Raw genomic sequence first — 22,990 nt, forward strand, 5'->3', positions numbered from 1 at the left:
TCTCATCAATTTGAGGGACGGACCACCCTTGACGCATTAGCTGCAAATATTGCGTTTTAATATTCTCGTACGCTTTTTCAAGCGTGATCAGTTTTGTTCCATTTGCTCTTTCATCAGCTTTTCCACTAGCTTTCCCAGGTCGTTTTCCGACTCTCTCGCTTCAATTTCTTCCCTGGATGGATAGCCTAAAAGCCCAACCCCGATAATATCGTATAAAACATCACGGAACCCAATGGCGTTTAAACCTTCATCAAGCTGCTTTTTCGTGAACTGTTTTCCGAACACTTCCCAAATTAGATTAAGTTGCCGGGCTTCAATGTCTCCCGGATCAATGTCTTCTTTTTTGGCATCCAGTTCAATTTCAAGGGCCTTGCGTTTATATTTTAAAGACACAAATTCTTGATAAAATGTTTGATCATTTTGATCAATACGCAGCGTGATTTCTAACGGCTTCGACATTAAGCAGCACCTCCACTAGATTTAGTTGTATCTACTTTAGAAGTAGTACCACCGCTTGTTTCTTCCAGCTGCGTAATATCAAATACCTCATCAAAGAATTTTTCACGATATTTTTCATAACCTTTTACGCTGCTGTCTCCTGTGATTTTGAAAACTTTATCACTTCGTTGTACAAAAGTACCTTCAATACTTTCTTTTTGTGCTTCCGGCTTGTCCTCTTTTGTCTTCCAATCAGTGGATGGAATCGAGAAACGGCCTTTGACTAACCACACATGACGAACATTGCCGTCTTCTTTCGTTCCCGTGAAGCCCAATGCAATATATGGCGGGATAGCGTCTTGTTTCCATGCAATAACACCATCTACAATCTTTTGACCGGTAATGTGCGCCAATACATCCTGCGGGATTTCAGTTGTTTCAATTGTCACTTTTGTTTCACCTGTAGATGAAAGCACAATGATAGGGCCATTATCAGCATAAACCGTTGATGAGTCTGTGCTAGTGTCTACTTTTGCTGCACATAGTGGCGCAAAGGGTTTTACCTCTCCATATTCAAAAGACTTTCCGTTTTCGGTTAAATCGGCATAAACAAGGTTTTCTAAACCTACAATGACTGACATGCTTTTTCCTCCTTTAATGTTTCACAATTGTTCTATATAAAAAAGCTCTTCTGAAAGCATTTTTTTCTATTTCGTTGAAAGAAGAAACCGTGATTCTTTTGCATCCCAGGGCTTTCATTTTTTGATCTACGGCTTGTTGAATAGCCGATATGCTTTCGCTCGCTTGAATCCAAATATTTACTTGTATGTCGATCTCTGAATGTGTTGCCTTGTTGTCGGTGTATTCGACATCTACATTGTCCATTTCAGCAACCAGGATATGTGGGAATTCCGCTTTAAATTCAAGTGGGAAGTCTCCTGCGAAAACTCTTCCACTCGTCATTGATTGAATGGCCGGATCATCTAACAAATGTTTTGTCACAATTGGTTGAAAATCAATCATGATCATGTTGCTCCTTTTTGCAGTTCCTTTAATACGGCTTGATTGATCGCATCTTTTTTAATCCGATAAGCCCGTGTTCCAAAGGGATTCCCCTTCACAAAACGGCCGTTCTTGGCGACATAGCCCTCATGGTGGAATCTTGCACGCCAGGCGGTTTCTTTCCCAGGTCCCACATCATATGAAACCGCATCAGCATAAACACGCTCTTTTTTTGGTGTTTGTCTCACTTTGATGTCATCCTTAATATGAACATGGTCAATATCAGAAACGTTTACTTCTTTTTTCATTTGTTCTGCAAGAATCTTGGCGCCAGCTCTCAAGGCTTTCGGTTGTGCTTTTTTTAAATTCGCCCCAACCTCTTGAAGCCGTCGAATTGCCTCATCAATTCCCTCCGCTTGTGCTGTGATTCTCATGATCCCACCCCACACATTCAATCACCATTAACTCCTTATATTGGAGATCAGGCATGATTGATTTAATTCTGTACGTTTTCCCCGAAAAAAGGACACGCATAGTCCCGGTTTGATCGGTTGTTTCTTTGTGCCTTATGCGGAAAAAGACCGTGTTTTGTTGTCCTTGTGCTGCTGCTTGGATGACCCAATTTCCTTTTGGCTGTAGAATTTCAGCCCAAGCCATCCGATGCGTCACCCATTCTTGAACAGGTTTCATTGTTTCAGGATTCCGACCAGGCACGCTGTGTTGAATATGAATTTTATGGCGTCGCCTTCCTGGATTATGTGCCATCTTCTTCACCCCTTGCCATATCCGCTTGGATAATAAATGGTGATAATGCGTTCAATGCTTGATCAATGTTCTTTTCGACACGATACTCAAACAGTATGCCGGCAAGAAGCACAATCAAATAGTCATCTTCGCCACCTGTAGCATTCCTGACGTAATTTGTAGCAGCTGTTAAATAAAAAGACAGGGAAGTATCTTCTTCCCCGTCATCAAGCCGTAAATGCTCTTTTAATTGATCATTCAGTCGGTGTTGAGCCATCTGGGTTCAACTCCATGTGGAAAATAGCAGGCTCAAGAGGTGATTGAACCAATTGACCGTCATTCAGATTCCAAATTTTAAGACCGATATGGTTTGTATCTGAATATCTTTCAGTCAACTTTGTCACTTCCATTGATCCGATAACATCTTGCACACGGAATTTTGAGAAGTCACCGAAGAAGAAACGTGGGATTTCAGGATTGTCACCATCGACATAATCAGAAACTTCCACAGGGAAATTAAGAACCGCTTCACCAAATTTACCTTCAATGCCTGTTTCACGCAGTAACGGGCGGCCTTCTTTGTCTTTTAATGTTTCGATGAGGGTTAAGCCCGCTCTGTTTGTCATCCATCTAGCTTGCTTCAAAATAGCTGTCGGCAATGTATTTTTTAATCTGACAAAACGATTATAAGGATCAGTTTCTGTTGTTGTGAACTTCACCGCTTTCTTGAACAATGAACCTGGATTATCAGCACCATTGAAAAAGAAACTTGCCTCTTCTTCCACATAGGCTTTTTTGAGATCGTCAATGATAACTTGTTCAATAGGAAGATCAGTGCGTGCTAGTAATTTTTTCGTGACAAGAACTAGCGCATCCGTTTCAGATGGATTAAGAGCATACTCTTCGAAAGAGATATCTGTTTCAGGAATAGGCTCATTCTTGCCTCGTTCGTCCTTGTGTCGATTAGCTTTCGACTTTTTAATTAAGATTGGAAAGCCTTGTGTACCTGTTGTTCTATACACTGTACCGTGTTTTCTTAATGGGTTTTCTTCTTGTGCATACGTTAGAATTTCGGAAGCCAGGACATCAGGAACAAAAATATCATTACCGTTTGTTTTCAGACCCATCGCTCTTGCTTCAGAAGCAGAAATTTGACCCGCTACAAATTGCGCAAAACCCTTTCTTACTTCTCCTTCTTTTGCTTCTGTTCGTGATCTTGAAGAAAGAGAAGACAGAATAGAATCAGCAAGGGCAGAACGTTTTTCCTGCTCTTTGTTAGATGTTGCGCTGCGGCCTTCTTCATTTGTTTGGGTGGTGTCGCCTGCCCCGCCATCTTTATTGTCATCTGACTTATCAAGTTCTTTTTTGATTTCAGCAAGCTCCGCAGCAAGCTCATCAACTTCGGCTTGTAATTCTTCAAGAGTAGTATCCGCAGCGCCTTCCCCTTCGATTGTTTCACGAATTTCCGTCATTCTTTTTTCAATTTGCTTTTTGCGGTTTTCAAGGATTTTTTTGATGTTCATTATTGTAAAACCTCCATTATTTTATTTACAATTGCTTGTTTCTTTTTTGATTGTTCACGCTCTTCTTTTGCTCGCTTTAGAATGTCGCCCGATCTTACTGCGGCTTCTGTATCTTCATAAGCAGGAAGAGACACGACACTAATCTCATAAAGTTCGACTTCTTTGATTGTTCTCACTGCTGGCTCTGCTTCGTAATCCCATTCGTCTTTTGTGACTATAAAACCAAAACTGCATTGATCAATGTCGCCACGCTTCATGCTTTTTTTAAGGTCTTCCACCCAGATTGTTTCAGGTGGTGTCACTTCAAATCTAAGGCCCCTCTCATCTTCCTCAAGCATCAAGGTGCCGCTCTTCACTCGGCCTAGAACACAATCCCAATTATGATTAAATAAGGCCCGTACGTCTGAATTTGAATCAAGCGCCTTTTTAAATGTTCCTGGTGAAATAATTTCCGTGAAGCATCCTGCAATATCTGCCGGACTATCAAAAACAGCACCATATCCAACAATTTTGGACGGTGCTGCTTCTTCGCCGGACTCTCGAACCTCAAGCCCTTTTATTGAAAATGTGCGTTTTTCTTTACCCATCATCCTCACCACCTTTCAAAGCGTTTGCCGCTTCCTCATGAAGACGATCAATCCCGACCAAATCTTTACTTACATAAAGTTTAGAGGACTCTTCTGTGTTGAGAGGGTCCCACCCAAGCATTTTACGGGCATCGTCCGGCGTGGCGATCATAGTTCGAACTAAGTTGTATGCGATCTCTGTTTTTGTTTTAATGCCTACAAAATCCAGTAAATCGTGACGAAATTTAATTTTCAAGCCGCTATCTTCTCCAAGTAGTAACGCCGTCAAATGCTCTTCAATGTTTTTAAAAATTGGCTTCAAGCAGCTGGTGAATAATTTCATCATAGCTTGCTCCATATCTTTCTCTTCTAATTTATCTAGCAGCTCTTTATCAAGGCCAAAGTATTTCCCTAAATCTTTTTTGTAGATACTAAGATATTTCAGGATTTTTTCATCATCCACAGGAGACTCAAGGGCCTCTATTTCATAACCTTTACCTAACGGAATGAGTTTTGTTTTTCCTGAATCCTTAATGTCTTCAAGTTGATCAAGAATCTTTTTGACTGTTTTATTTTGATTCCCATTCGTAGGTGATAAGTGCGCCTCAAGCTTGAGCAAAAACGCCATTAATCCACCTTTTTTATATTTGTCGGTCAATGCCTTTTCAGCATTCATAACACCTTCTAGTGTTTCTCGGGCTAAATCAAGCAAGCCGACACCTTTCAAATGGTTCACACCGATGTTTTTTATATGTCTAATCATGTATCTTGGAATGCCTTGACCGCCTAGCGAATATTTTTCATATCCGTAATTCGTCATTTCAGCATAAACATTGTCTAAGATGTGCAGCTGCGCACCTTCATGAAAAAGGAACACTTCACCTCTAAGAAGATATACATTGACTAGCAGCTTTTTAAATTCATAAGAAGTTAAATAGTCATTCGGGTTGTTTAGCTGTTTCAAAACTTTTGCAGCCTGGCCCGTGTATATGTCTTTGCCTGTCTCATCTTCCACAATGAAATTAGCAAGCGCCACTTGATCACTTATTAATTTCAAAAGATAATAAGTATCACTCGAACTAAGGATGTTGTCATCATTCACGTATGTCCCAAAATTAAAAAAAGAATTGTTGAATAGATCAACACTCCTTTTTGATGAAAAAAGCTGTTTAATTCTTTGAACAATTCCCACGCATTCACCCCCTAACGGTATAATTCATCTAGCATCGATTCATATTCATCGCTGTTGTAATCTTCCATCATCATCATTGTTTCCTTATGTGCTGTAAGGAAAGCCGAAAAGCCGTCAATCTTATTCTTGCTCTGTTTCTTCGATGGCCGTTTTAAGCCCTGGTAATTCTTTTCGGCCACCACGTTCTCAATACAATAGATAAATAGTGGATTGTCTGTTTTAATTCTCTCTTCATACATCAATACTTCTGCATCATCCCACGGGCTATTTAAAACGGCTCCATATTGTTTAACTTCTACACATGTAAAACCCTCTGCCTCTAACGACTCAATGATTTTTTCAGATAGCGCCGGATCATAGTTCACTTGAATGACATCGTACATTTGCGCACATTCAATCATGTAACGAATGACCATGTCATAATCAATGGACCTTCCTGGACAAAACGTCAAAAAACCTTTTTCGGCCATTTGCCGATAAGGTATGTTTTCAGTCTTTTCACGCCCTTCAATATTGTGATCGGGAATAAAATACATTTGTTTGACCACAAGTCTTGAACGGCCGGAATCATCGTGCGTTGGTATATTAATTGACACACAAGTCAAATCAGTTGTTTTTGACAAGTCCAGCCCCAAGACAACCTCGGAGCCGGAATAATCGCCTATGTCACGTATGATTTCCCCGTTATCATCAAGTATCATTTTTCCGACAATATCTTTATCAAAATAAGCGCCTGTGCTTCTTACAAAAATGTTTAAGTATTTAGCTAAAAATTCATCTTTCCGCTCGGCGCTTTGTTGAGCGTTTTTAAATTCACTTTCCAAGAAAGAAGGCTGGACACTCACTCCCCAGTTCGGATTTACTTTCTTCCAAACCTTGCGATCATCCCATTTATCACCCTTGTCAGGCTCCGTAATGAATGTAAAATAAGAAGTGTCTTCGTCATCCTCTTTTGTTGAATTTAACAACCCTTTTGCGTACTCATAAATTTGCAAACCTACAGACGTTGTCCCTTTTCCAGCTGTAGAAATAATGAACATAAGTGGTTGCAAGCGTGATCCCATTCCTGATTTAAGAATGTCATACATGTCCGCATTGTCCTGGGCGTGTACTTCGTCTAAAAGAACAAAATGAGGGCCCTTTCCATCAAGACCTTTAGTATTTTTGGATAAGGGAACAAGGCAGTTCGCATATTCCACACCATCAATTGAAAAACGGTACCAAATCGCATTTATCTTTCCTTTTTGCCCTTTATAAATTTGAGTGACAGCATCTAGGTCTGGGCTATTTATGATTGTAGATGCTATTTGCTGCGCAGCGATATTGGCTTGGTCTGAATCCGTTGCAGCTGTATAACATTCCGCCCCTAGTTCACCATCACCATATAATGCATAAGTGCCTGACCCACTCGCTAAAACCGTTTTCCCGTTTTTCCTCGGCACTTGAACATATGCAGTTCTAACCGCTCTGACTTCACGGCCTTTTTCATCTTTCGTATAAAATCCATAGATGTTTGTATATATAAATTTTTGCCACAATTCCAATGTTAACGGCTTCCCAGCTAGTTCACCTTTGGAATGTTTACAGAAGGTTTCAATGAAATCCATTGCTCTATTAGCAGCGTCCACATCTAACCAAATATCTTTTCGCTTTTTCCACCTCAAATAACGCTCAACGGCTTTGATGACCGCCTTACAATGTTCTTTTTTGTTGCTTAACACCTGTTTTGCATATATATCAGCGTAGTTTACGCCCGGTTCAATCACTATTTTTTAGCCCATTTCTGCGCAAATGCTTGTATTTTGTCATTGCTTTTTGGTGTAGAACCGTTGACCATTTTTTGCAACTTCGGTGTCAATCCTAGCAACTCTAAGAGCTTGCTTATCTTACTATTCCAGTCGGCAACCTGTTGAGCTAAAGGGTGCTTCATTTCGTTTTCGTGGCCAGCTTTATTTATATACATGATTGTGGCCTGAAACCCGTCGTTACGCCATTCTTCATACATCACTGTATAAACAACATAAGCATCTAAATAAGTTTCGATAAGAGGCGTAAGGGATGTTGAATATGTACCAATCGCTTTTAAAAGACCGACGATTTTCTCATGTTCATCTTTACGAATTTTGTTCAATTTTCTTGTTTGCGCTGCCCGTGCTTTTTTATCATCCATTTCCATTTTTTAGCCCTTACCCCCCTTCGAAAATTTTGTCTTTTTACACGCAAGCCTCCCCCTACCCTGTCCCCTAGCCAAAGTATTTTTCGAAGATTGAAGGGGGGGCTTTGCTCATTTTGTTCTCTTCCTCTGCGTGGCACTTGTTGCAAAGAAGAGTGAGGTTTGTTTCCTCAAGTTTCAATTCAGGACTTTTTGAAATTGGTTCGATATGGTGAACGTGAGCAGACTTACCGAAGACAAATTTTTTACAATTTGTACATTTGCCTTTATCTCTCTCATATATGAACTGCCTCATAGACTGCCAGGCATCCGATCTATAAAAAGACTTGTTGACTGATTGAAAGGCATTACGTTTCTTTCCTTTCGGCTTCCTCTTCTTCCGGTGGTCGTCACAATAATATCTTCCAGGCTCTAAGAGATTTCGGCATCCATCATGAATGCAATATCTCACTCTTCATCAGCTGCGCTTAATAATTCAATGATCGTTGGTTTGTTCATTGCTGGCTTTACTTCAATGCCTCGTTCTGCAGCAAGATTCATGAGTTCTTCTTTTGTAAGATCATCAAGCGACGTTTCGTCTTCATGTTCCTGTTCTGTTTCTTCAATCACAGGCGATTCATCTTCTTGAATTGATCCATTCATTTGATGTCTCGGGACAAACACAACCTTCTGATCCTTTTCATCCCACATGATGTGACCCTCTGACGTTTCTTTAATTGGCTTCATTGTTCTTGCCTCCCTTATAAATGCTTCTTCCTTTCTCTCCAATGGATTTCAATCCATAATGCGCTCTAACTTCATTCAGAGTTAGGATTCCTAAACGTAGATTTCTTTGAAAATCTCGCTCTTTTTTATCTTTCACATCATCAGATAACTTTGCAAAACTCAAACTTGTTGGTTTTGTAAATGACATCGCCACACTCTCCTTTACCTCCTGATAATTGTTTGGTACCTATATAAAAAAGCGCCCTCCGCAATGGAAGCCGCCCTATCAATTTATCGTATAATACAATATTACAACCTTTTTTCAGTTATGCTGCGCCAACTTTACGCCAAAAATACGCCACTTTTACGCCAAAATTGTGCCAAAAATACGCCAAAATAAAAAAACACCTCTAAACGGGTGCTTTAAATACAACTTCATTGAGCGCATACGCCAGGTCTAGGAATGTCTTTCCTTTCAAACGTGTATACGATCTTTCACTCATGCCAATTTCATTATATACCTGGTAATCGAAAACAGGTTCTTGCTGCATGTAACGTTTTATAATGATCTGTCTTTCATAAGCCGGGAGACGGTTGACAGCCTTTTGCACTCTTTCAAGATATGCATTTCGTTTCTGTTCCCACTCAATTCGTTTCATGGCCGTACTCTCTGTAGATGAATGAAAAGCATTTGTCACAGCTGGAGGAACGATACTAAATCCTGCCGTTATTTTAGGCAGCATATCGTCCGGGACCTGGAGAAGATACAAACGATAATTGTCTAGTATACTTTCAACTCTTTTTCTCGTTTCTTTTTTATCTATTACAGGCGGTTCACCTAACATAAAATACCCTCCCCCTTTATTCGCTTTTTAATACCCCGCCACGGCTTCTTTTATATGTTGGGCGGTAAATACCCATGAGTTCCTTTATCTCTTCATATGAAAGCTTCTGCGTACGATTTTGAGCACTTTTGTTCTCAGGTACGTCAGTTCTTTTTTTAGACATAGATTTACACCTCATGTTCTTCTTTTCTGAATATAAAAAAGGGACACCAACCACACAGCGCTTATGCTGTCATGATCAGTGTCCCCCGGCTTTCCGGTAGAACGATTTATTTGAATAGCTCGCCTTCGTTGAAGTTAACACGAGTTACCTTATTGTCATGTGTAACGATCTTTGTTTCCCCGTGCGACGGCAGCGGTGAAAATCTCGCTTTACCATCAGATATAACGAGAACAATAGGTCCTTTTCTTGTGAAAGTCTCAATATCTATAATTTTACTTGGAATGTCTTGTAATCTCAAGTCTTTCCTTGCCTCCTTAATTTACATTCATGAATGCTAAAACTGAAATTGATCCGAATACGATATAAAAGATTAGTAGCCGATTCCTCATTTACTTCACCCTTGTTATACGGTTTATATCATCAATATTCATTTGGTGATCAGCCTCCCGCACAACTGCGGCAAATGATTCAATACCCGTATCCCAAAGACCATGACGTTCAATGATTTCGGAAAATTCCTCAACATCATGCTCTCTTATTCCCCAACTGTCAGGATCATCGGCGGGCCCGTACACAGTGATCCAATTCCTCACATCTTTCGGGTCAGGTTCTTCCGTTTTGGTACGTGTAAAATGACAAAGTTCATGATCGACCAGGGCGGCACGCTGTTTCTTGTTCATTGCCTTCCAGGCTTCCTTATTTACAAATACGAAAAGCATGTAATCGGTCATATGGCGTTCAAAGGCCGTGCATTTTTTCGCTTTCCCCGCCCATTTGCTGCTTCCTTCTCGAATATAAAACCCAATGTGCCCAATCGCATCTTTTAAATGTGGGTGGTGTTCATCAATTAAACTTTTAGCCAGCTGCCGCACCTCGTGTGATTCTTCAAAACCTACAAACGCCATTTTTATTTTCCCCTTTCAACCATTTTTTGAATATTCCGTCTAATTCATCTAGTGATAGCTCATACAACTGCCGACCATCAGGCGTTTTAAAATATCCCATTTTAAGCAGCTGCGCTTTTATTTCATCCTTTTTTCGCTCAATATAAAGGGCCTTCATTAATTCATTCACATTAAGCCCCCCTTTAGTAATTCACGGGCCATGTAATGAAAATGATGATAGATATAGTTTCCGGTCGCACTTGGATTAATAAAAACCGTTGAGAAATTGTAACGAACCTCAAATGTTTTCAAGCTGCCTAGCAACGATTTCGGTTCATATTTTGAACGATATTTTCCGTTGAGGATCTTTTGATACCCTTCCAGGTCTTCCACAAGAAGTGTGAAAGGGTTTTTTGATGCTCGAATCAATTCATTTTCAAACCTGGAACGGTCCTTAATAGATTGAACAAGCTCATCAACTCCGTTTTTCCTTTCGATAGCAGCGTTTAAATACATATCTCTATTGATCCCGTATGCCTCATTTTTTGGGATCATTGCGGAATAGTCGCCCGTCTTCATGGCTTTGAATTTGATGGATACATTCTTTTTACGAAGATAGTCAAGAACATGTTGATTCTTCTGTTCTCTCGTATCCACAATAATGATCATGCTGCCTAAAATTTCTTTTAACTCTGTGTCTGAATAGTTGTAGTGAATAATAGTCATGATTTGTTCCCCTTAAAATAAGACATGGCCCTTTCATAAATTTCTAAAGAGAGTTTGTCCGTTTCCTCACTTTCAAAATTTGAAACGGAAGTGTCAAGGTCTCTCCATCCGTTCTCCCAAAATAAAACAAGCAATCTCGAGACTTTTAACGCCGCATCCCAATCATGATTGAACCAGTCATCTATTTTTGTATTTAAGTCTTGAGCAATGCCCATGTAATAATTAATGATTTTATCTATTGTTTGCTTCACATTATGTTCTTGATCCGAGTATTCGCCTTTCAAATATCGAATAATTCGTTTCTTGTAAGACTGGACAAATTCCACAAGTTCTTGATAGACGTTTTCGGGGTTCTCAATATAAAGATCGTTACCATCGAGAACCAAACGAGCGCCCAACGTTTCTATGTCAGCACAAATTTGTTTTGGATGCAAAATAATCACCCGCCTTGCTGTTACTTTTGTTACTTTTTAAGTAACACGTCTCTCCCTTACTCTCCCAAGGGATCGAGCTCTTTTTGTTACTTTTGTTACTCATTTTCATATATAAAGCTATATAGAATATATATATATTTATTTTTATTTATTTATTTTCAGTACATGGAACAGAGGATTTAAGTAACAAAAGTAACACCATATTTTAACAAAACCCTTAAAATCCCTGTTATTTCAACATTTATAGCTTTTTTCTTTGGATGCTTGTGACGTTACTTTTGTTACTTTTTATATCCGATGGGCTCTGACCTGTTTAAAAAGATTTAATTGTTTATGCAAATCTCGGTTCTCTTTTATTAAACCGATTCCATCAAAATAATTTTTGTTATAATTTCCGCGATATTTTTTGAAGCCGCGGATTTCCATTTGTCGATAAAATGCCCGGTTCTTCAGCTCAATTTCGTCATTTTCATAACACCAATCTTTGTAATCCTTATAAAGCTCCTTTGCTTCTACCTTTGTGGTCGGATGCTGGATGCATCTTTCTTCCATATACGGACCTAGAATGTCCATATCCTCTCGGTATCCTTCGGTAGCTTTTCTAATAACTTCCGGTTCCTTGAGACCTTCTTTCTGCCATTTCAAACAACCCTCAACGGCCCATCTTAGAATACCTGGCATTTCTGCAGCTAGTTTCTGCGGTAGCTTCTTATCTACTTTTTCTTTCGGAATCGTAACCGTAAAAGGAACTAATCGAATGCGTCGCCATATACCCTCATCGCTTCCCTTTACAATTGGTTTATGGTTTGTCGTAAAAAACACTTTAAATTCCGGTGTAAACTCAAAATACTCCTGGCGCAAGAAACGTGCGGACATCTTTTCGCCACCGGTGATCTGCTTCACTAATGATTCTGAAAGTTGCTGGCCTTCTTCACTCTCTACAGCCGACACAAAGCGTGCACCATCAAGACGGGCTATGTCATTATTAATGCTGTTATCATTTTTCTTTTTTATAAAAGTGTCACTGTTTGTCTGGCGTCCATAGTCTCCCAGTAATTGCTGAACAGTATTGATAAAAGTTGATTTACCATTACGGCCATTTCCGAACAGGAAGAACATAACTTGTTCAGACGTATCACCCGTTAATGCATAGCCAATGGCCTTTTGCATAAAATTAATAATTTCATAGTTGGGTTGGCCTTTTTCATCTATGAAAATACTCTCCATGAATGCTTTCCAATTTGGACAATCAGCATCTTTTTGATAAGCTACAGATGAAATTTTTGTAAATAATAAATCCCGATCATGTGTCAATATTTCACCTGTCTTTAAATCAATCACACCATTTTCACAATTAAAGAGATATTTATGAGAATCGAGTTCTTCTTTTTTAACAGCAACCATCGGCCGAGTATCTAAAATCGTATTCATCCGAATATTACGGCGCTCGCATTTTTTGGCCCAATCATTTAGCTGCTTTTTTTTGTACCCGTCTTCCGTTGCTTTCGCTTCACCATAAATGGCACGCAATGTTTGAGCAGTTAAAGCCTCAATCTTTCGTTTGCTGTCTTCCTCCCACATCTTCCCGTTCCAAATTAACCATTCAAGCTCATTACAATACCGGATATTTTTTCCGTGATAATAGGCAATACGTTCAGCATTACCCAGTTCGGTTAAATGAAACACAGGCGGAGTATCAATAATTTCTTCGGTATCCTCAACTTGAGAATTATGAGGACGGGAAATATATACCTCGTACGGTTGCTCCTGATGTTCTTCCATCAAATCAGAAATTGTTTTATGAGTAGAATAAACGGCAGCGGCAATGGTCATTTCTCCATATGTAGCGCCATCGGATGAATGTTGCCGATTCCATTTCTCGCGATACAAGCCCGATTCACGGAACATTGAATCCATTTTTGAAGTGTCTTTATCGGTCCAAAATGCCAAATGATTACACAGGGCCATATCTGTGGCAGAATGATCCTCGTTTATCAAACGACCATTAAACAAATCTTGAATGCTATTCCCGTTCTTGCTGTTGAACATCCTTTCCCATATTTCCTTATTAGAAAGATTGTTCATATCACGGGATGAAGCAACAGGTGGGTTAGATGTTTTCGTTTCTTCTTTTTTGTCCTTCAAATATTTATCAAAAAGCTCCTTGAGCTTGTCCGATCGTTCTTCAATTCCCCCTATTCCGAGACTGTTACCGGTAAAGGTAAAATAACGACCGTGGCGATATACTTCTAATCCGAGTTCAGGATTTTTTCTTCCTGTGCCCTGTCCCCGTAACGGAATCTTACCTTTTGTAATAATGTGGACACCTTTACCGCTTGGTGAAAATTCGGTATAGCTGCCAATGCTTTCTACGATCTCTTGAGCAAATGGCGATAAAACCCCATCCTCAACACAATGATCAATATCTATGCCGATGAACTGATCATCTTTTGAAAACATGAAGCCGATTCCGTCATAATCACGATCGTTATAGAATTTCAAAACTGTTGGGAAAGTCGACCACGTTCTTTTATTACTGGATTGGGCCATGCTGCCGTCAATTTGATAAGGCACTTTTGTTTTCTTGCCGTCACGTTCTTCGGAACGCCATAATATCCATTGAGGGGCGTTTTTGAGATCTTGCGGTATGTTTTTAAATTCGTACATGTAATAACTCCCCTTTAAAGACGAGGGAGCTATCCACTCCCTCAATTGTGTTTTCTATGATCAAAAAGGTATATCGTTGTCACTGATATTAATTGGGTCAGCTGAAGGCACTGATGCTTCGGATGGCTTAAATGTTTTAACTTCAGGATATTTTTTCCCGTTGTGCTCTCTTTCTCCCACAACTAGACGGACTGGTTTATTAATAAATGCATTCGCCCATTCGATATGATCTTTGAATTGCATTCCGTTAGGGAATCCTGCTGCTTTTGATGCTTGATGGAATCTCCACATAGCGTTCTCTGTAACCGTGAAGTTATCGTATAAGATTTTCTGTCCCTGACAAGGCTGTTCAACATCTGAACGAATTTCATAATCTACCACAAGTCGCTTATTTCCCGATGCTGCTGTTTTTTCTTCAAAATTGATGACTGTTACCTCGTATTCTCCTGGTTTAATTGGTTCAAATGATTCGCCTTTGCTGTGGTCTACTGTAAACATTATTTTTCCTCCTTAGTCTTTAAAACTTGTAATCTATCAAGTGCGGCGGATGCCAGTTTAATATTCCATTGATCAAGTTTTTTATTGGCTTTGATCTGAAATTCCTCAATCATTCGAACTGCCTGCTCGTTACCTTCGATCAACGTTTTAATATGAGTAATTAAGCCGATCCTTTCAGTTTCTTCCTCTGCTTTTACATCAATGCCAAGCTCTAACCATTGATAAAGTTTACTTCCAACTTCGGGATTTAACTTTAAGGAAGAACCCTCAAACATGCGTGTGTTATCCTTAGAAGTTTCAGCCAAATGATCAATGTCAATGGTGAAATTAAGCATAAATTCATATTCCATTTCATCTTTTTGAACTGGCTTAGTCCCAACCTTACGAGGGGCCATTTTCCCGTTATTATCGGACTCCACTACATATTCCGTTTTTGTTCTTAATGTGGCCAGGATATGAACATCATTTTGTGTCAATGTTTTAATTAACTTGGTTGTTTCCGGCGCAAGTTTACCCCAGTTTTGAAAAGAGTTGCCGGACATGCTGCCATGTGTTTCAACTATTCCGCCTTCCCCCTGCCAGTTGTGGGAAAGTGAATCAATTACAACCACCTCGGCCCCTGCGTTCTTAATTGCTTCAACGGCCATTTGATAACGTTCGGTTGTGTAAGGCGGCGTAAAATCAATGTGCTTAAAGCTGCCGATTCGGATTTCATCAAACTGTAGATTAGAATATAATTTCGCTCGGCGGTGCTCGGTATCAACGACACCGATCTTAGACCAAATTTCCTTATCGCTTGCTTTTGGGTATGCTTCCCGCATCATCCCGTAAGCTACAAGAAGCGCTCCGGCTGTTTTACCGGAACCACTCGGACCTATAAATCCCACAATTGCTTTTTCCTTTTGTCGCTGTGCGTCTGTTACTTGAAACATAGCTTATACCTCCACTTTAAAATTGATTGAAGCCGGTTCTACCTCTACACCTGGGACGGCTTGTCCGTTTTCATCAATTACCACTTTCTTACCGTTTATTTCTTTAATAGATAAAGATTTTTTGAAGTCGCCCCATTTAATGTCTTCCTTGATTAGTTCATTCAGTCCAGCTTTTTTCACATGCTCGAGAAGTTGAGCTTCATCGACTGCTTTAGGCTGTTCTTTAATTGCTCGGCTTTTAGATTTCCCGTAAGGCGTTGAAAGAGTTTTTGCCTTCGGGTCTTCCTGCAGCTGCTTTGTGTGATAGACACCCACCAAATTTTCAAAGAATACTAGATTGTCTTCAATCGGTTTCAGTTCATTGCTTTCCCATTCTTCAATACGCTGCTTTTCTGTAGCTGCCAGTGCTTTGATTTCTTTTTCCTGCGCCTTGAGAGCAGCAATTTTACGAAAAGCCCAATTTAGACTGTTCATATCATTAATCTCAAATTGTGGACGGTTGCCTGGCTGTTCACTAATTTCATTAAGTTCAAAGTCCTGTAAAGGATTCATAGTGCACCTTCCTTTATTTGCTTTTGTTGATGTTTCCATTTAAAATGAAGTTGCTTTTTGTTTTATAAGTCCACATCGCCGTGTGGGCTTTTTTATTCATCTTCTTCCTCGGTGTCCTCGCCATGATCTTGATCATACTGTTGATACTCTTTCGGATAGCCATTGCGAAGTATTTCAGTAATGACTGGATGCTCAAGATTCATATATTGGCCTCTTTGCAGTTGAGACATTAAGACCTTTACTCAATAATCGAGTCGCGACTTCTTGCAGTTGCACAACTTGTTCCGGATGATGCATTCGTTTAAGCTCCTCGCAATTTGAAACAATTGACCCTGCAATTTCTATACATCCTTCAAAATCTTGATCTGTGACAGCATCGCTTAGTAACTCATCAACAAGAAAGTGAAGTGATTTAATAAGTCTTTCAGCCTTTTCACGATCAGTTTTTAAAAAGTTATTTAGATTCATGTTTGTACCACCTTTCTTTTCGGGAAGAAAATAGGTATTCGCCCAATAAGGGTATCCTTACATATTCCGTTTGCCTCGGCTTGTGCAAATTCTTCCGGTGTAATGTAAAAATCGTATGGATTATACATTTCCGTTCTCCTTTTTTGGTATAACGCCCCTGTATTAGACAGGAGGTGAAACAAATGATATTTGAAACTAAAAAGCCTGGTGTAAAAATCAAATCCGTTCTTGCTGACCTTGGTTCAGAATATGAAATCAAACGTATTGACCTATGGAACAATATTTACCGCGACTTAGGAAATGGGTACGAAATTCAAATCGGCGAGATAGACAACGCAGACCGAATTTTCAATGTATCAGTTTCGATTTGGATGAATAAACCTACTGTAAAACCTATCGAATCAGTTGCAAACATTAAGTCAGTACAAGAATTAAAATCAGTTTTAGATGAAATGATTGTTAAGTATTCCTGATTTTATAAGTTTTCAACAATAACATTAAATCTTGGTGACCAATCTGTTTTCTTTCGATCAAAGACTCAGCTTCCGCCAAGGTTTCTTGGTTTGTTACTTCAAAACGTCTGTATAACCAATCGCTTTTTTTGTTCTGTTGTTTTCCATGCATTACTCTCACCTCAATTTTTCCGCATTATTGTCACTCCCCAAGTTTGGGGAATGAGTATTCGGTTTATCGATGGGGTAACAAATCGTTACGTCATCTGCCATCGTTTCAAATGACATCAGCTCATAGCTTTTTCATAATTTGACGGCTCATTTTTTGAGCTGTGAGATTATATCAACATTTGACGGCGCAAAATTGCGCTGTGAGGGTGTCATTTGAAATGACTCACTCTTTCCAAGACCGGAACACTATGACGGTCATTTTGGTACTTGTGCCGGGCTCAAAATTGAGCTGAGCGAAGAATTCACATAGCGCAATTTTGAGCAATGCGATTAAATCAACGGTCTCCACGTGCCAATCCATGAAATAGCTTCCTCAAAGTCTAGCTTTCTTAAATCCTTGTATGTCGGCACTGCGAAAGCGTCTCTAAAATTGCGGTGAATGCTTGAGAACATGCGGCGTTTACCTTCTGAATCTTCGCCATATCTCTCAACAAGCTCATACACACGTTTGTTGATTCGCTTTTGAATGACCGTTTGTTGGAAAGCATTGATGCCTAGATTGTTTTCTAGCTTGCCGATCCTCTGATCTGCTTCGTTCTGTTTTTGCTCAAGACGAATCATTTGTTGAAGCTGCGGGCTAAGATTAGAAAAGTTTTGTAGGCTCTGTTCCATTTCGTTGAATTGGGTCACATATGCAGCGGTGAATAATACGCCCTTCTCGCCTGTCATTTTGTTGGCGACCATATCGCAGCCTTTACGTGTTAGATAGAAATGCTTTAATGATCGTCCAGTAGAATCTTGATATGTACTTTCTAAGAAGAATTCCACTGAACGCAATTTTGCGTTTAGTAGGATTGTTACGTAACCATCAATACTTCTAAGTAAATCAGTGTGTCTCTTCCCCACCATTTCAGCCACTTCTCGACTGTCTACTAAAAGCTGTCCATTCTGCTCAATTACTTGTAAATTGTTATTCATTTTGTTCCTCCTATTTTGACTCAGGAAAATCTCCGAGTGAGATTTTAGAATTAGGTGTGCTGAAATTTCAGCGCACTGTGTACTGAGTTTTCTTGTTGCGCTCAAATTTGAGCCAATCAAAACTCTCGTTTATCCCCTGGATTGTTCTTTCAACCAATTTATTAAAAACTGTTCGCATTCTTTAGCGGGAAAAAGCCATTTTGTACCGACTAAATTTGTGTTTTCACAAAGGCTTGATAAATTTTTATAAAACGCTCCGCCTTACTTAATGCCAACCATTCTTTTGGCTTGATTTTCATTTTTCTCACCTCTCTCTTTTAGTAGGGCTTAATGTCTTGGCTGTTCAGCCAACCAGGTTAGTAAAAATTTTTTCATTTCCTCAGCAGGAAATCTCCATCGAGAGCCAACCTTATATTTTGGACAACGAGGATCATAAAAGAATTTATCTAAAATCTCAGTCCAACTCATATCTGTTTTTTCTTGAAGCGTTTTTCTATTCCAAAAAACTTTCTCATTTTCAACGGTTTGTAATTGTTCTTCTATTTTTTCTATACAAATTCGTCTCACTTCATTTTCATCAACCTGGACAGTTAGCATTTTTTATGAGACCTCCTCCATCACGTCAAGGATTTTCACAATTTTTTCTCTGATTTTTTCGGCCTGTCTCTTACCAAGTAAAATGTCAGAGAGATATGCATTTGAAATATTCAACATCTTCGCTAAGTCTTTTTGTTGCATATCATTCAGTATTAACCATGTTTTTACTTGTTTTCCGAAATCCAATTTCATCCAAATCACTCCTTTTTTAAATTTATAGCTAAATATTCAGCTTATCATTGACAACTTTTAAAGAATATTGTAGATTATAGGCATAACTAAATTAACCTACAAAACAGCCTTACACGTTGGGGGACGTAGCCTAGGCTTTTATTTGTGGTGTCTAGTAAGCTGAATAAGTAGCTTATGAACATAGCTTATTAAAGATTTCTTTAAAAGTCAAACAAAAAATAAAGATTTCTTTAATTTATTTTCATGAGCCATTAAGGATGGTTGATATGATTACGTTTGAAAGAGTAAAAAAACTTTGCAAAGATCGGGGCATAAACCTTTCTAAACTAGAAGAAAATGTAGGATTCGGAAAAAACTCTATTTATTCATGGAAGCAGAACAACCCTTCTAGTGACAAACTCAAAAAAGTAGCCGACTACTTCGATGTATCAGTTGATTATCTACTTGGCCGTACCGATGATTCAAAAATACAAGGTCAATACGACATTAATACTATAGCCGCCCATCACGATGGAGAAGATTGGGCAGAAGAAGAACTAAGGGAAATCGAACGTTTTAAAGAATTTGTTCGTTTAAAAAGAAAACAATAGGAGTAGATGTAATGTACGAAGCATTACTAACAGAGGCTTCTTTTCTTGGAATAGACACATATGAAAATATATGCCTCTTAGACTTAAAGGGTTATACTCAAAAAATGTTATTTTAATTAATAAAAACATGGATACCTCTTGTGAAAAGGCATGTGTCCTTGCTGAAGAACTAGGCCATTATTATACTTCTAGTGGGGATATATTAGAACAAGATACAATTGAAAAGCGAAGACAAGAAAAAATCGCGAGAACGTGGGCTTACGAAAAGCTAGTACCTTTGTCCAAAATTGTTCAAGCCCACAAAGAAACTATAAGAAATAGGTATGAGCTTGCTCAGTACCTTGAGATTACAGAAGAATTTTTAGATAACGCTATTAAACGCTACAAAGAAAAATACGGCGCTACTGTTAACTATGGTGAATACACCATTTGTTTTGAACCACTTGGTGTAATAGAGTGGTTTGACAATTCTTTTTAATCTAAAAACCAAACATACGTTTCTAAAAAGGAGGAAAAAGATGGCCAGTTTCAGAAAACACTCTAACGGATCATGGGAATATCGCATAAGAATAAAAGACCCAATATCCAGAAAATTCAAAGAAAAATCAAAGCGGGGCTTTCCAACAAAAAAAGCTGCTCAACTGGCAGCGGCTAAGGTAGAGCAAGAAATTGGTACCGGCACTTTTATTACAAATAATTCAATCACATTCAAACAGGTGTTTGATAACTGGTGGACCTCTCACTCCAAAACATTAAAACCAAGCACCCAGTACTCTCTAAAATCAAAATTTAACAAACACATACTTCCTAGATTCGGTCATTTAAAAATTCAAAACATTACAAAAGAATATTGTCAAAAAATGATTGATGAAATTGCAGAACAAATTGATTCAGTTAATGATGTAAAAATACAAGCAAATCAAATTTTCAAATATGCCGTACGTATGGACTACATAGCTAAAAATCCAATGGAACATGTAATCATCCCTAAAAAAGAGGCTGATTTTTTAGTGGAAGAACCCAAAAGAAATTTTTGGACCAAGCAGGAAATCAAAAACTTTTTTAACTTAGCAAAAATAACCTTAAACGAACAGGATTATGTAATGTTCCATTTGTTAATCTATACAGGGATGAGAAAAGGAGAGCTTTTATCATTAGAGTGGGATGACATAGATTTTGACGAATGTACTATATTTATTTCTAAAACATTGTTTTTTAAAGAGGACAAGCAAATAATTCAAAAAGCTAAGACATATCAAACTAGAACAATACATATCGACACGAAAACCGTTGATATATTAAAAAAATGGCGTATACAGCAACAAAAACAGGTTCTGAATAGTAATGATACCCTAGACATAAAAAACGTGCTTACAAGGGAAGATAAGCGTCCTTTGCGTCTCGCATACCCTAATGATAAATTGGAAAGCTTTATTAAAACTCATAATCTACACCCCATCACGGTACATGGATTTAGACACACGCACGCTTCGATATTATTTGAAGCTGGCGCAACAGTAAAAGAAGTACAAGTTCGTCTCGGCCATCGTGATATTAAAACAACAATGAATATATACACGCACGTAACCAAAACGGTTAAGGAAAGGACAGCAGAGCTGTTTCAATCATATATCGACATTTAAAAAGTGGGTGTTTTGTGGGTGTTCTTTAATTCCAAACAACAAAAAGACCCTTTCCACAAATGTGAAAAGAGCCTTGGATCGCTGATATATTAACGTTTTGAGAACTGAGGAGCTCTACGTGCGCCTTTAAGACCGTATTTCTTACGCTCTTTCATACGAGGGTCACGAGTAAGAAGTCCAGCACGTTTAAGTGGTGTACGGTACTCAGGATCTACTTCTAGAAGAGCACGAGAGATACCGTGACGAATTGCTCCAGCTTGACCAGAGAATCCACCACCGTGAACATTTACAAGAACATCGTAGCTGTTAGCTGTTTCTGTGATGTTCAAAGGCTGTTTCACGTCTTCGATTAAAGCAGCGAATGGAATGTATTCAGTAATTTCACGATTATTAACGACGATACGGCCTTCACCTGGAACTAAGCGAACGCGCGCTACAGAACTTTTACGACGACCTGTACCGTAATATTGAACCTGTGCCAAATTGTTAACCTCCCTTATAATTAACCGCGAAGTTCGTAAACTTCAGGTTGTTGTGCTTGATGTGGATGCTCAGCACCACGGTACACATTTAATTTTTTGAACATTTGACGACCTAGTGGACCCTTTGGAAGCATACCTTTGATAGCAAGCTCCAACATTTTTTCAGGGTAGTTTGTACGCATCTCAAGAGCAGTTCTTTGTTTCAAACCACCTGGGTGCATCGTGTGACGGTAGTAAATTTTGTCCGTCAATTTCTTACCTGTTAATTCGATTTTCTCAGCGTTGATGATGATGACGTGATCACCTGTATCAACGTGTGGTGTATAAGTTGGTTTGTGCTTACCGCGCAAAAGTGATGCTACTTCAGTAGAAAGACGACCTAGAGTCTTGCCTGCCGCATCAACAACTAGCCATTTGCGCTCAATTGTGCTTGCGTTCGCCATTGGTGTTGTACGCATGAGTTTCCCTCCTAAATAAATCAATGATTTTTCCTTGAATCAAATGCTACGTTCTATTTCAAAACACAATAAGTTTCCGGGGCTTATTTGTGGGGTTGAAATACATACCATATGATATCTTATAACTTTCTGCTTCCTGTGTCAAGAACATGTTACACCTGGTTTAGTTGTCATAGAAAACTTCCCATAAATACAGTCCGTGACTAGGCGCAGTCTTGCCTGCCGCTTCGCGATTTCGGGCGGCAAGCATGGCTTTGATCTCCTCAGGGTGAAATTTACCAGATCCGATTTCAAGTAACGTTCCAGCGATAATCCGCACCATGTTGTATAAAAAGCCATTTCCTCTCACACGCATTTCAAGCCCGTCTGAGACGTTTTCCCACTCGAGGGTGTAAATATCCCTCACCTTGTCCTGAACCTCCGTATTGGCCGCACAAAAGCTTGTGAAGTCATGTGTGCCAATCAAGTGTCCAGCAGCTTCTTTCATTTTTTCGACATCCAGCCGGTAAGGATAGTGGCAGGCGTATTGTCTCGTGAACACATTTTGATGCGTTTCAGTAGAGACCTTATAACGGTACTCCTTCGAAACGACATGAAACCGTGCATGAAACGACTCATCCACTTTCTCAGCCTTTAGAACACGGATATCATCAGGCAGCAAGCTGTTGAGGGCAAAAGGCCATCTCTCCATCGGGATCGAGAGCGGGGTGTCGAAGTGGATGACCTGCCCCATGGCATGGACACCGCTGTCTGTACGACCGGAAGCCACAATCGGAAGCAATTCCTCCTGTTTATGCATTCTTGCAAGAGCTGACTCAATCTCCGTCTGAACGGTTCGCTGCCCAGGCTGCACCTGATAGCCTTTAAAATGTGTTCCATCGTATGATACGGTACATTTTACCTTCATCTAGGAAT

General features: G+C 39.3%; 35 protein-coding genes and 1 pseudogene. 4 read left to right on the top strand and 32 right to left on the bottom strand.

Annotated features, from left to right (window positions below; genetic code table 11):
- Window positions 1–87: 87 nt before the first annotated feature.
- The 26 genes and pseudogenes from gpG to R0K30_RS14625 all read right to left on the bottom strand — a co-directional run bounded on the left by gpG (window position 88) and on the right by R0K30_RS14625 (window position 16,512).
- A complete protein-coding gene (gene gpG / locus R0K30_RS14500) occupies window positions 88–459 on the bottom strand; it encodes a phage tail assembly chaperone G (protein WP_075621672.1) in 372 nt (123 codons plus the stop codon).
- Window positions 459–1,079, bottom strand: a complete 621-nt coding sequence (locus R0K30_RS14505; protein WP_282066990.1) for a major tail protein — start codon at window positions 1,077–1,079, stop codon at window positions 459–461. The genes gpG and R0K30_RS14505 overlap by 1 nt, the downstream gene beginning before the upstream one ends.
- A gap of 13 nt (window positions 1,080–1,092) precedes the next feature.
- Window positions 1,093–1,461, bottom strand: a complete 369-nt coding sequence (gene gp17, locus R0K30_RS14510) for a tail completion protein gp17 (RefSeq protein ID WP_410611405.1) — start codon at window positions 1,459–1,461, stop codon at window positions 1,093–1,095.
- Window positions 1,462–1,463: 2 nt separating this feature from the next.
- Window positions 1,464–1,874 carry an HK97-gp10 family putative phage morphogenesis protein gene (locus tag R0K30_RS14515; RefSeq protein ID WP_410611407.1) on the bottom strand — a complete coding sequence of 137 codons (411 nt, stop codon included), beginning with the start codon at window positions 1,872–1,874 and terminating at the stop codon, window positions 1,464–1,466.
- Entirely contained in the window at window positions 1,843–2,205 is a 363-nt protein-coding gene (locus R0K30_RS14520; protein ID WP_410611409.1) for a phage head closure protein, read from the bottom strand. The genes R0K30_RS14515 and R0K30_RS14520 overlap by 32 nt, the downstream gene beginning before the upstream one ends.
- Complete coding sequence (locus tag R0K30_RS14525; protein ID WP_117731979.1) at window positions 2,195–2,461, bottom strand: head-tail connector protein; 267 nt, start codon at window positions 2,459–2,461, stop codon at window positions 2,195–2,197. The genes R0K30_RS14520 and R0K30_RS14525 overlap by 11 nt, the downstream gene beginning before the upstream one ends.
- Complete coding sequence (locus tag R0K30_RS14530; protein WP_410611412.1) at window positions 2,439–3,707, bottom strand: phage major capsid protein; 1,269 nt, start codon at window positions 3,705–3,707, stop codon at window positions 2,439–2,441. The genes R0K30_RS14525 and R0K30_RS14530 overlap by 23 nt, the downstream gene beginning before the upstream one ends.
- Entirely contained in the window at window positions 3,707–4,294 is a 588-nt protein-coding gene (locus R0K30_RS14535) for an HK97 family phage prohead protease (RefSeq protein WP_410611414.1), read from the bottom strand. The genes R0K30_RS14530 and R0K30_RS14535 overlap by 1 nt, the downstream gene beginning before the upstream one ends.
- Window positions 4,287–5,465, bottom strand: coding sequence for a phage portal protein (locus tag R0K30_RS14540; RefSeq protein ID WP_282066996.1), 1,179 nt, complete (start codon window positions 5,463–5,465; stop codon window positions 4,287–4,289). The genes R0K30_RS14535 and R0K30_RS14540 overlap by 8 nt, the downstream gene beginning before the upstream one ends.
- An 11-nt stretch (window positions 5,466–5,476) precedes the next feature.
- Window positions 5,477–7,231, bottom strand: a complete 1,755-nt coding sequence (locus R0K30_RS14545; RefSeq protein ID WP_410611417.1) for a terminase large subunit — start codon at window positions 7,229–7,231, stop codon at window positions 5,477–5,479.
- Window positions 7,231–7,641, bottom strand: a complete 411-nt coding sequence (locus tag R0K30_RS14550; protein ID WP_410611419.1) for a P27 family phage terminase small subunit — start codon at window positions 7,639–7,641, stop codon at window positions 7,231–7,233. The genes R0K30_RS14545 and R0K30_RS14550 overlap by 1 nt, the downstream gene beginning before the upstream one ends.
- A 67-nt stretch (window positions 7,642–7,708) precedes the next feature.
- Complete coding sequence (locus tag R0K30_RS14555; protein WP_345742877.1) at window positions 7,709–7,933, bottom strand: HNH endonuclease; 225 nt, start codon at window positions 7,931–7,933, stop codon at window positions 7,709–7,711.
- A 152-nt stretch (window positions 7,934–8,085) separates the two neighbouring features.
- Window positions 8,086–8,364 carry a hypothetical protein gene (locus R0K30_RS14560; protein ID WP_410611421.1) on the bottom strand — a complete coding sequence of 93 codons (279 nt, stop codon included), beginning with the start codon at window positions 8,362–8,364 and terminating at the stop codon, window positions 8,086–8,088.
- Window positions 8,351–8,551 carry a hypothetical protein gene (locus R0K30_RS14565; RefSeq protein ID WP_410611423.1) on the bottom strand — a complete coding sequence of 67 codons (201 nt, stop codon included), beginning with the start codon at window positions 8,549–8,551 and terminating at the stop codon, window positions 8,351–8,353. Before R0K30_RS14565 ends, R0K30_RS14560 begins: the two co-directional genes overlap by 14 nt.
- 202 nt (window positions 8,552–8,753) lie before the next feature.
- Entirely contained in the window at window positions 8,754–9,188 is a 435-nt protein-coding gene (locus R0K30_RS14570; protein ID WP_217012928.1) for an ArpU family phage packaging/lysis transcriptional regulator, read from the bottom strand.
- Between the two features lie 16 nt (window positions 9,189–9,204).
- Entirely contained in the window at window positions 9,205–9,351 is a 147-nt protein-coding gene (locus R0K30_RS14575; RefSeq protein ID WP_410611425.1) for a hypothetical protein, read from the bottom strand.
- Window positions 9,352–9,457: 106 nt separating this feature from the next.
- Entirely contained in the window at window positions 9,458–9,649 is a 192-nt protein-coding gene (locus tag R0K30_RS14580; RefSeq protein WP_410611427.1) for an XtrA/YqaO family protein, read from the bottom strand.
- Window positions 9,650–9,740: 91 nt separating this feature from the next.
- Complete coding sequence (locus R0K30_RS14585) at window positions 9,741–10,256, bottom strand: putative metallopeptidase (RefSeq protein WP_410611429.1); 516 nt, start codon at window positions 10,254–10,256, stop codon at window positions 9,741–9,743.
- On the bottom strand, window positions 10,237–10,425 hold the full coding sequence (gene fbpA / locus R0K30_RS14590; RefSeq protein WP_410611431.1) for a Fur-regulated basic protein FbpA: 189 nt from the start codon (window positions 10,423–10,425) through the stop codon (window positions 10,237–10,239). The genes R0K30_RS14585 and fbpA overlap by 20 nt, the downstream gene beginning before the upstream one ends.
- Window positions 10,422–10,961, bottom strand: a complete 540-nt coding sequence (locus R0K30_RS14595; RefSeq protein ID WP_065098269.1) for an ERCC4 domain-containing protein — start codon at window positions 10,959–10,961, stop codon at window positions 10,422–10,424. Before R0K30_RS14595 ends, fbpA begins: the two co-directional genes overlap by 4 nt.
- On the bottom strand, window positions 10,958–11,395 hold the full coding sequence (locus tag R0K30_RS14600; RefSeq protein ID WP_410611434.1) for a hypothetical protein: 438 nt from the start codon (window positions 11,393–11,395) through the stop codon (window positions 10,958–10,960). Before R0K30_RS14600 ends, R0K30_RS14595 begins: the two co-directional genes overlap by 4 nt.
- A gap of 241 nt (window positions 11,396–11,636) precedes the next feature.
- Window positions 11,637–14,062: pseudogene (locus tag R0K30_RS14605) on the bottom strand (phage/plasmid primase, P4 family).
- Window positions 14,063–14,122: 60 nt separating this feature from the next.
- On the bottom strand, window positions 14,123–14,560 hold the full coding sequence (locus R0K30_RS14610) for a DUF669 domain-containing protein (RefSeq protein ID WP_410611436.1): 438 nt from the start codon (window positions 14,558–14,560) through the stop codon (window positions 14,123–14,125).
- Window positions 14,560–15,492, bottom strand: coding sequence for an AAA family ATPase (locus R0K30_RS14615; RefSeq protein ID WP_410611438.1), 933 nt, complete (start codon window positions 15,490–15,492; stop codon window positions 14,560–14,562). Before R0K30_RS14615 ends, R0K30_RS14610 begins: the two co-directional genes overlap by 1 nt.
- Window positions 15,493–15,495: 3 nt before the next feature.
- Entirely contained in the window at window positions 15,496–16,044 is a 549-nt protein-coding gene (locus R0K30_RS14620; protein WP_113387298.1) for a host-nuclease inhibitor Gam family protein, read from the bottom strand.
- A 192-nt stretch (window positions 16,045–16,236) separates the two neighbouring features.
- Window positions 16,237–16,512: a YqaH family protein gene (locus R0K30_RS14625; protein ID WP_410611440.1), complete on the bottom strand. Its 276-nt coding sequence runs from the start codon at window positions 16,510–16,512 to the stop codon at window positions 16,237–16,239.
- A 182-nt stretch (window positions 16,513–16,694) separates the two neighbouring features.
- Here R0K30_RS14625 and R0K30_RS14630 point away from each other — a divergent pair, with 182 nt between their 5' ends.
- On the top strand, window positions 16,695–16,985 hold the full coding sequence (locus tag R0K30_RS14630; protein ID WP_410611442.1) for a hypothetical protein: 291 nt from the start codon (window positions 16,695–16,697) through the stop codon (window positions 16,983–16,985).
- Window positions 16,986–17,465: 480 nt separating this feature from the next.
- On the opposite strand, the gene R0K30_RS14635 is transcribed toward R0K30_RS14630, so the two are convergent.
- The 3 genes from R0K30_RS14635 to R0K30_RS14645 form a co-directional block, all read right to left on the bottom strand.
- Window positions 17,466–18,113 carry a Rha family transcriptional regulator gene (locus R0K30_RS14635; protein ID WP_410611444.1) on the bottom strand — a complete coding sequence of 216 codons (648 nt, stop codon included), beginning with the start codon at window positions 18,111–18,113 and terminating at the stop codon, window positions 17,466–17,468.
- Between the two features lie 327 nt (window positions 18,114–18,440).
- On the bottom strand, window positions 18,441–18,710 hold the full coding sequence (locus tag R0K30_RS14640; protein WP_268453923.1) for a group-specific protein: 270 nt from the start codon (window positions 18,708–18,710) through the stop codon (window positions 18,441–18,443).
- Between the two features lie 3 nt (window positions 18,711–18,713).
- On the bottom strand, window positions 18,714–18,902 hold the full coding sequence (locus tag R0K30_RS14645) for a helix-turn-helix domain-containing protein (protein WP_099679376.1): 189 nt from the start codon (window positions 18,900–18,902) through the stop codon (window positions 18,714–18,716).
- A 266-nt stretch (window positions 18,903–19,168) separates the two neighbouring features.
- On the opposite strand from R0K30_RS14645, the gene R0K30_RS14650 reads away from it, so the two are divergent.
- The 3 genes from R0K30_RS14650 to R0K30_RS14660 all read left to right on the top strand — a co-directional run bounded on the left by R0K30_RS14650 (window position 19,169) and on the right by R0K30_RS14660 (window position 21,135).
- Window positions 19,169–19,492, top strand: a complete 324-nt coding sequence (locus R0K30_RS14650) for a helix-turn-helix domain-containing protein (protein ID WP_410611447.1) — start codon at window positions 19,169–19,171, stop codon at window positions 19,490–19,492.
- A gap of 70 nt (window positions 19,493–19,562) precedes the next feature.
- Window positions 19,563–19,970 carry an ImmA/IrrE family metallo-endopeptidase gene (locus R0K30_RS14655; RefSeq protein WP_410611449.1) on the top strand — a complete coding sequence of 136 codons (408 nt, stop codon included), beginning with the start codon at window positions 19,563–19,565 and terminating at the stop codon, window positions 19,968–19,970.
- Between the two features lie 40 nt (window positions 19,971–20,010).
- The gene (locus R0K30_RS14660) at window positions 20,011–21,135 is read left to right on the top strand and encodes a tyrosine-type recombinase/integrase (protein WP_410611452.1); all 1,125 of its coding nucleotides are present in this window, start codon (window positions 20,011–20,013) and stop codon (window positions 21,133–21,135) included.
- Window positions 21,136–21,224: 89 nt separating this feature from the next.
- On the opposite strand, the gene rpsI is transcribed toward R0K30_RS14660, so the two are convergent.
- The 3 genes from rpsI to truA all read right to left on the bottom strand — a co-directional run bounded on the left by rpsI (window position 21,225) and on the right by truA (window position 22,982).
- Entirely contained in the window at window positions 21,225–21,617 is a 393-nt protein-coding gene (rpsI, locus tag R0K30_RS14665; protein WP_034283876.1) for a 30S ribosomal protein S9, read from the bottom strand.
- A 20-nt stretch (window positions 21,618–21,637) separates the two neighbouring features.
- Complete coding sequence (gene rplM, locus R0K30_RS14670; protein ID WP_099728181.1) at window positions 21,638–22,075, bottom strand: 50S ribosomal protein L13; 438 nt, start codon at window positions 22,073–22,075, stop codon at window positions 21,638–21,640.
- 163 nt (window positions 22,076–22,238) lie between these two features.
- Complete coding sequence (truA, locus tag R0K30_RS14675; protein WP_249705081.1) at window positions 22,239–22,982, bottom strand: tRNA pseudouridine(38-40) synthase TruA; 744 nt, start codon at window positions 22,980–22,982, stop codon at window positions 22,239–22,241.
- Between the last annotated feature and the right edge of the window lie 8 nt (window positions 22,983–22,990).

This window comes from Bacillus sp. SIMBA_154 (assembly GCF_046536015.1).
Lineage (GTDB): Bacteria > Bacillota > Bacilli > Bacillales > Bacillaceae > Bacillus > Bacillus pumilus_P.

Coding starts and splice junctions, on each gene's coding strand:
- R0K30_RS14535 (WP_410611414.1), bottom strand. CDS start 4,294: ATGGGTAAAGAAAAACGCACATTTTCAATAAAAGGGCTTGAGGTTCGA.
- R0K30_RS14595 (WP_065098269.1), bottom strand. CDS start 10,961: ATGACTATTATTCACTACAACTATTCAGACACAGAGTTAAAAGAAATT.
- R0K30_RS14655 (WP_410611449.1), top strand. CDS start 19,563: ATGCCTCTTAGACTTAAAGGGTTATACTCAAAAAATGTTATTTTAATT.
- gp17 (WP_410611405.1), bottom strand. CDS start 1,461: ATGATTGATTTTCAACCAATTGTGACAAAACATTTGTTAGATGATCCG.
- R0K30_RS14615 (WP_410611438.1), bottom strand. CDS start 15,492: ATGTTTCAAGTAACAGACGCACAGCGACAAAAGGAAAAAGCAATTGTG.
- R0K30_RS14570 (WP_217012928.1), bottom strand. CDS start 9,188: ATGTTAGGTGAACCGCCTGTAATAGATAAAAAAGAAACGAGAAAAAGA.
- R0K30_RS14520 (WP_410611409.1), bottom strand. CDS start 2,205: ATGGCACATAATCCAGGAAGGCGACGCCATAAAATTCATATTCAACAC.
- gpG (WP_075621672.1), bottom strand. CDS start 459: ATGTCGAAGCCGTTAGAAATCACGCTGCGTATTGATCAAAATGATCAA.
- R0K30_RS14610 (WP_410611436.1), bottom strand. CDS start 14,560: ATGTTTACAGTAGACCACAGCAAAGGCGAATCATTTGAACCAATTAAA.
- R0K30_RS14575 (WP_410611425.1), bottom strand. CDS start 9,351: ATGTCTAAAAAAAGAACTGACGTACCTGAGAACAAAAGTGCTCAAAAT.
- R0K30_RS14565 (WP_410611423.1), bottom strand. CDS start 8,551: ATGTCATTTACAAAACCAACAAGTTTGAGTTTTGCAAAGTTATCTGAT.
- rplM (WP_099728181.1), bottom strand. CDS start 22,075: ATGCGTACAACACCAATGGCGAACGCAAGCACAATTGAGCGCAAATGG.
- R0K30_RS14645 (WP_099679376.1), bottom strand. CDS start 18,902: ATGAAATTGGATTTCGGAAAACAAGTAAAAACATGGTTAATACTGAAT.
- R0K30_RS14620 (WP_113387298.1), bottom strand. CDS start 16,044: ATGAATCCTTTACAGGACTTTGAACTTAATGAAATTAGTGAACAGCCA.
- R0K30_RS14550 (WP_410611419.1), bottom strand. CDS start 7,641: ATGGAAATGGATGATAAAAAAGCACGGGCAGCGCAAACAAGAAAATTG.
- R0K30_RS14530 (WP_410611412.1), bottom strand. CDS start 3,707: ATGAACATCAAAAAAATCCTTGAAAACCGCAAAAAGCAAATTGAAAAA.
- R0K30_RS14560 (WP_410611421.1), bottom strand. CDS start 8,364: ATGAAGCCAATTAAAGAAACGTCAGAGGGTCACATCATGTGGGATGAA.
- R0K30_RS14555 (WP_345742877.1), bottom strand. CDS start 7,933: ATGAGGCAGTTCATATATGAGAGAGATAAAGGCAAATGTACAAATTGT.
- R0K30_RS14630 (WP_410611442.1), top strand. CDS start 16,695: ATGATATTTGAAACTAAAAAGCCTGGTGTAAAAATCAAATCCGTTCTT.
- R0K30_RS14625 (WP_410611440.1), bottom strand. CDS start 16,512: ATGAATCTAAATAACTTTTTAAAAACTGATCGTGAAAAGGCTGAAAGA.
- R0K30_RS14515 (WP_410611407.1), bottom strand. CDS start 1,874: ATGAGAATCACAGCACAAGCGGAGGGAATTGATGAGGCAATTCGACGG.
- R0K30_RS14660 (WP_410611452.1), top strand. CDS start 20,011: ATGGCCAGTTTCAGAAAACACTCTAACGGATCATGGGAATATCGCATA.
- truA (WP_249705081.1), bottom strand. CDS start 22,982: ATGAAGGTAAAATGTACCGTATCATACGATGGAACACATTTTAAAGGC.
- R0K30_RS14505 (WP_282066990.1), bottom strand. CDS start 1,079: ATGTCAGTCATTGTAGGTTTAGAAAACCTTGTTTATGCCGATTTAACC.
- R0K30_RS14585 (WP_410611429.1), bottom strand. CDS start 10,256: ATGGCGTTTGTAGGTTTTGAAGAATCACACGAGGTGCGGCAGCTGGCT.
- R0K30_RS14635 (WP_410611444.1), bottom strand. CDS start 18,113: ATGAATAACAATTTACAAGTAATTGAGCAGAATGGACAGCTTTTAGTA.
- R0K30_RS14640 (WP_268453923.1), bottom strand. CDS start 18,710: ATGCTAACTGTCCAGGTTGATGAAAATGAAGTGAGACGAATTTGTATA.
- R0K30_RS14525 (WP_117731979.1), bottom strand. CDS start 2,461: ATGGCTCAACACCGACTGAATGATCAATTAAAAGAGCATTTACGGCTT.
- R0K30_RS14650 (WP_410611447.1), top strand. CDS start 19,169: ATGATTACGTTTGAAAGAGTAAAAAAACTTTGCAAAGATCGGGGCATA.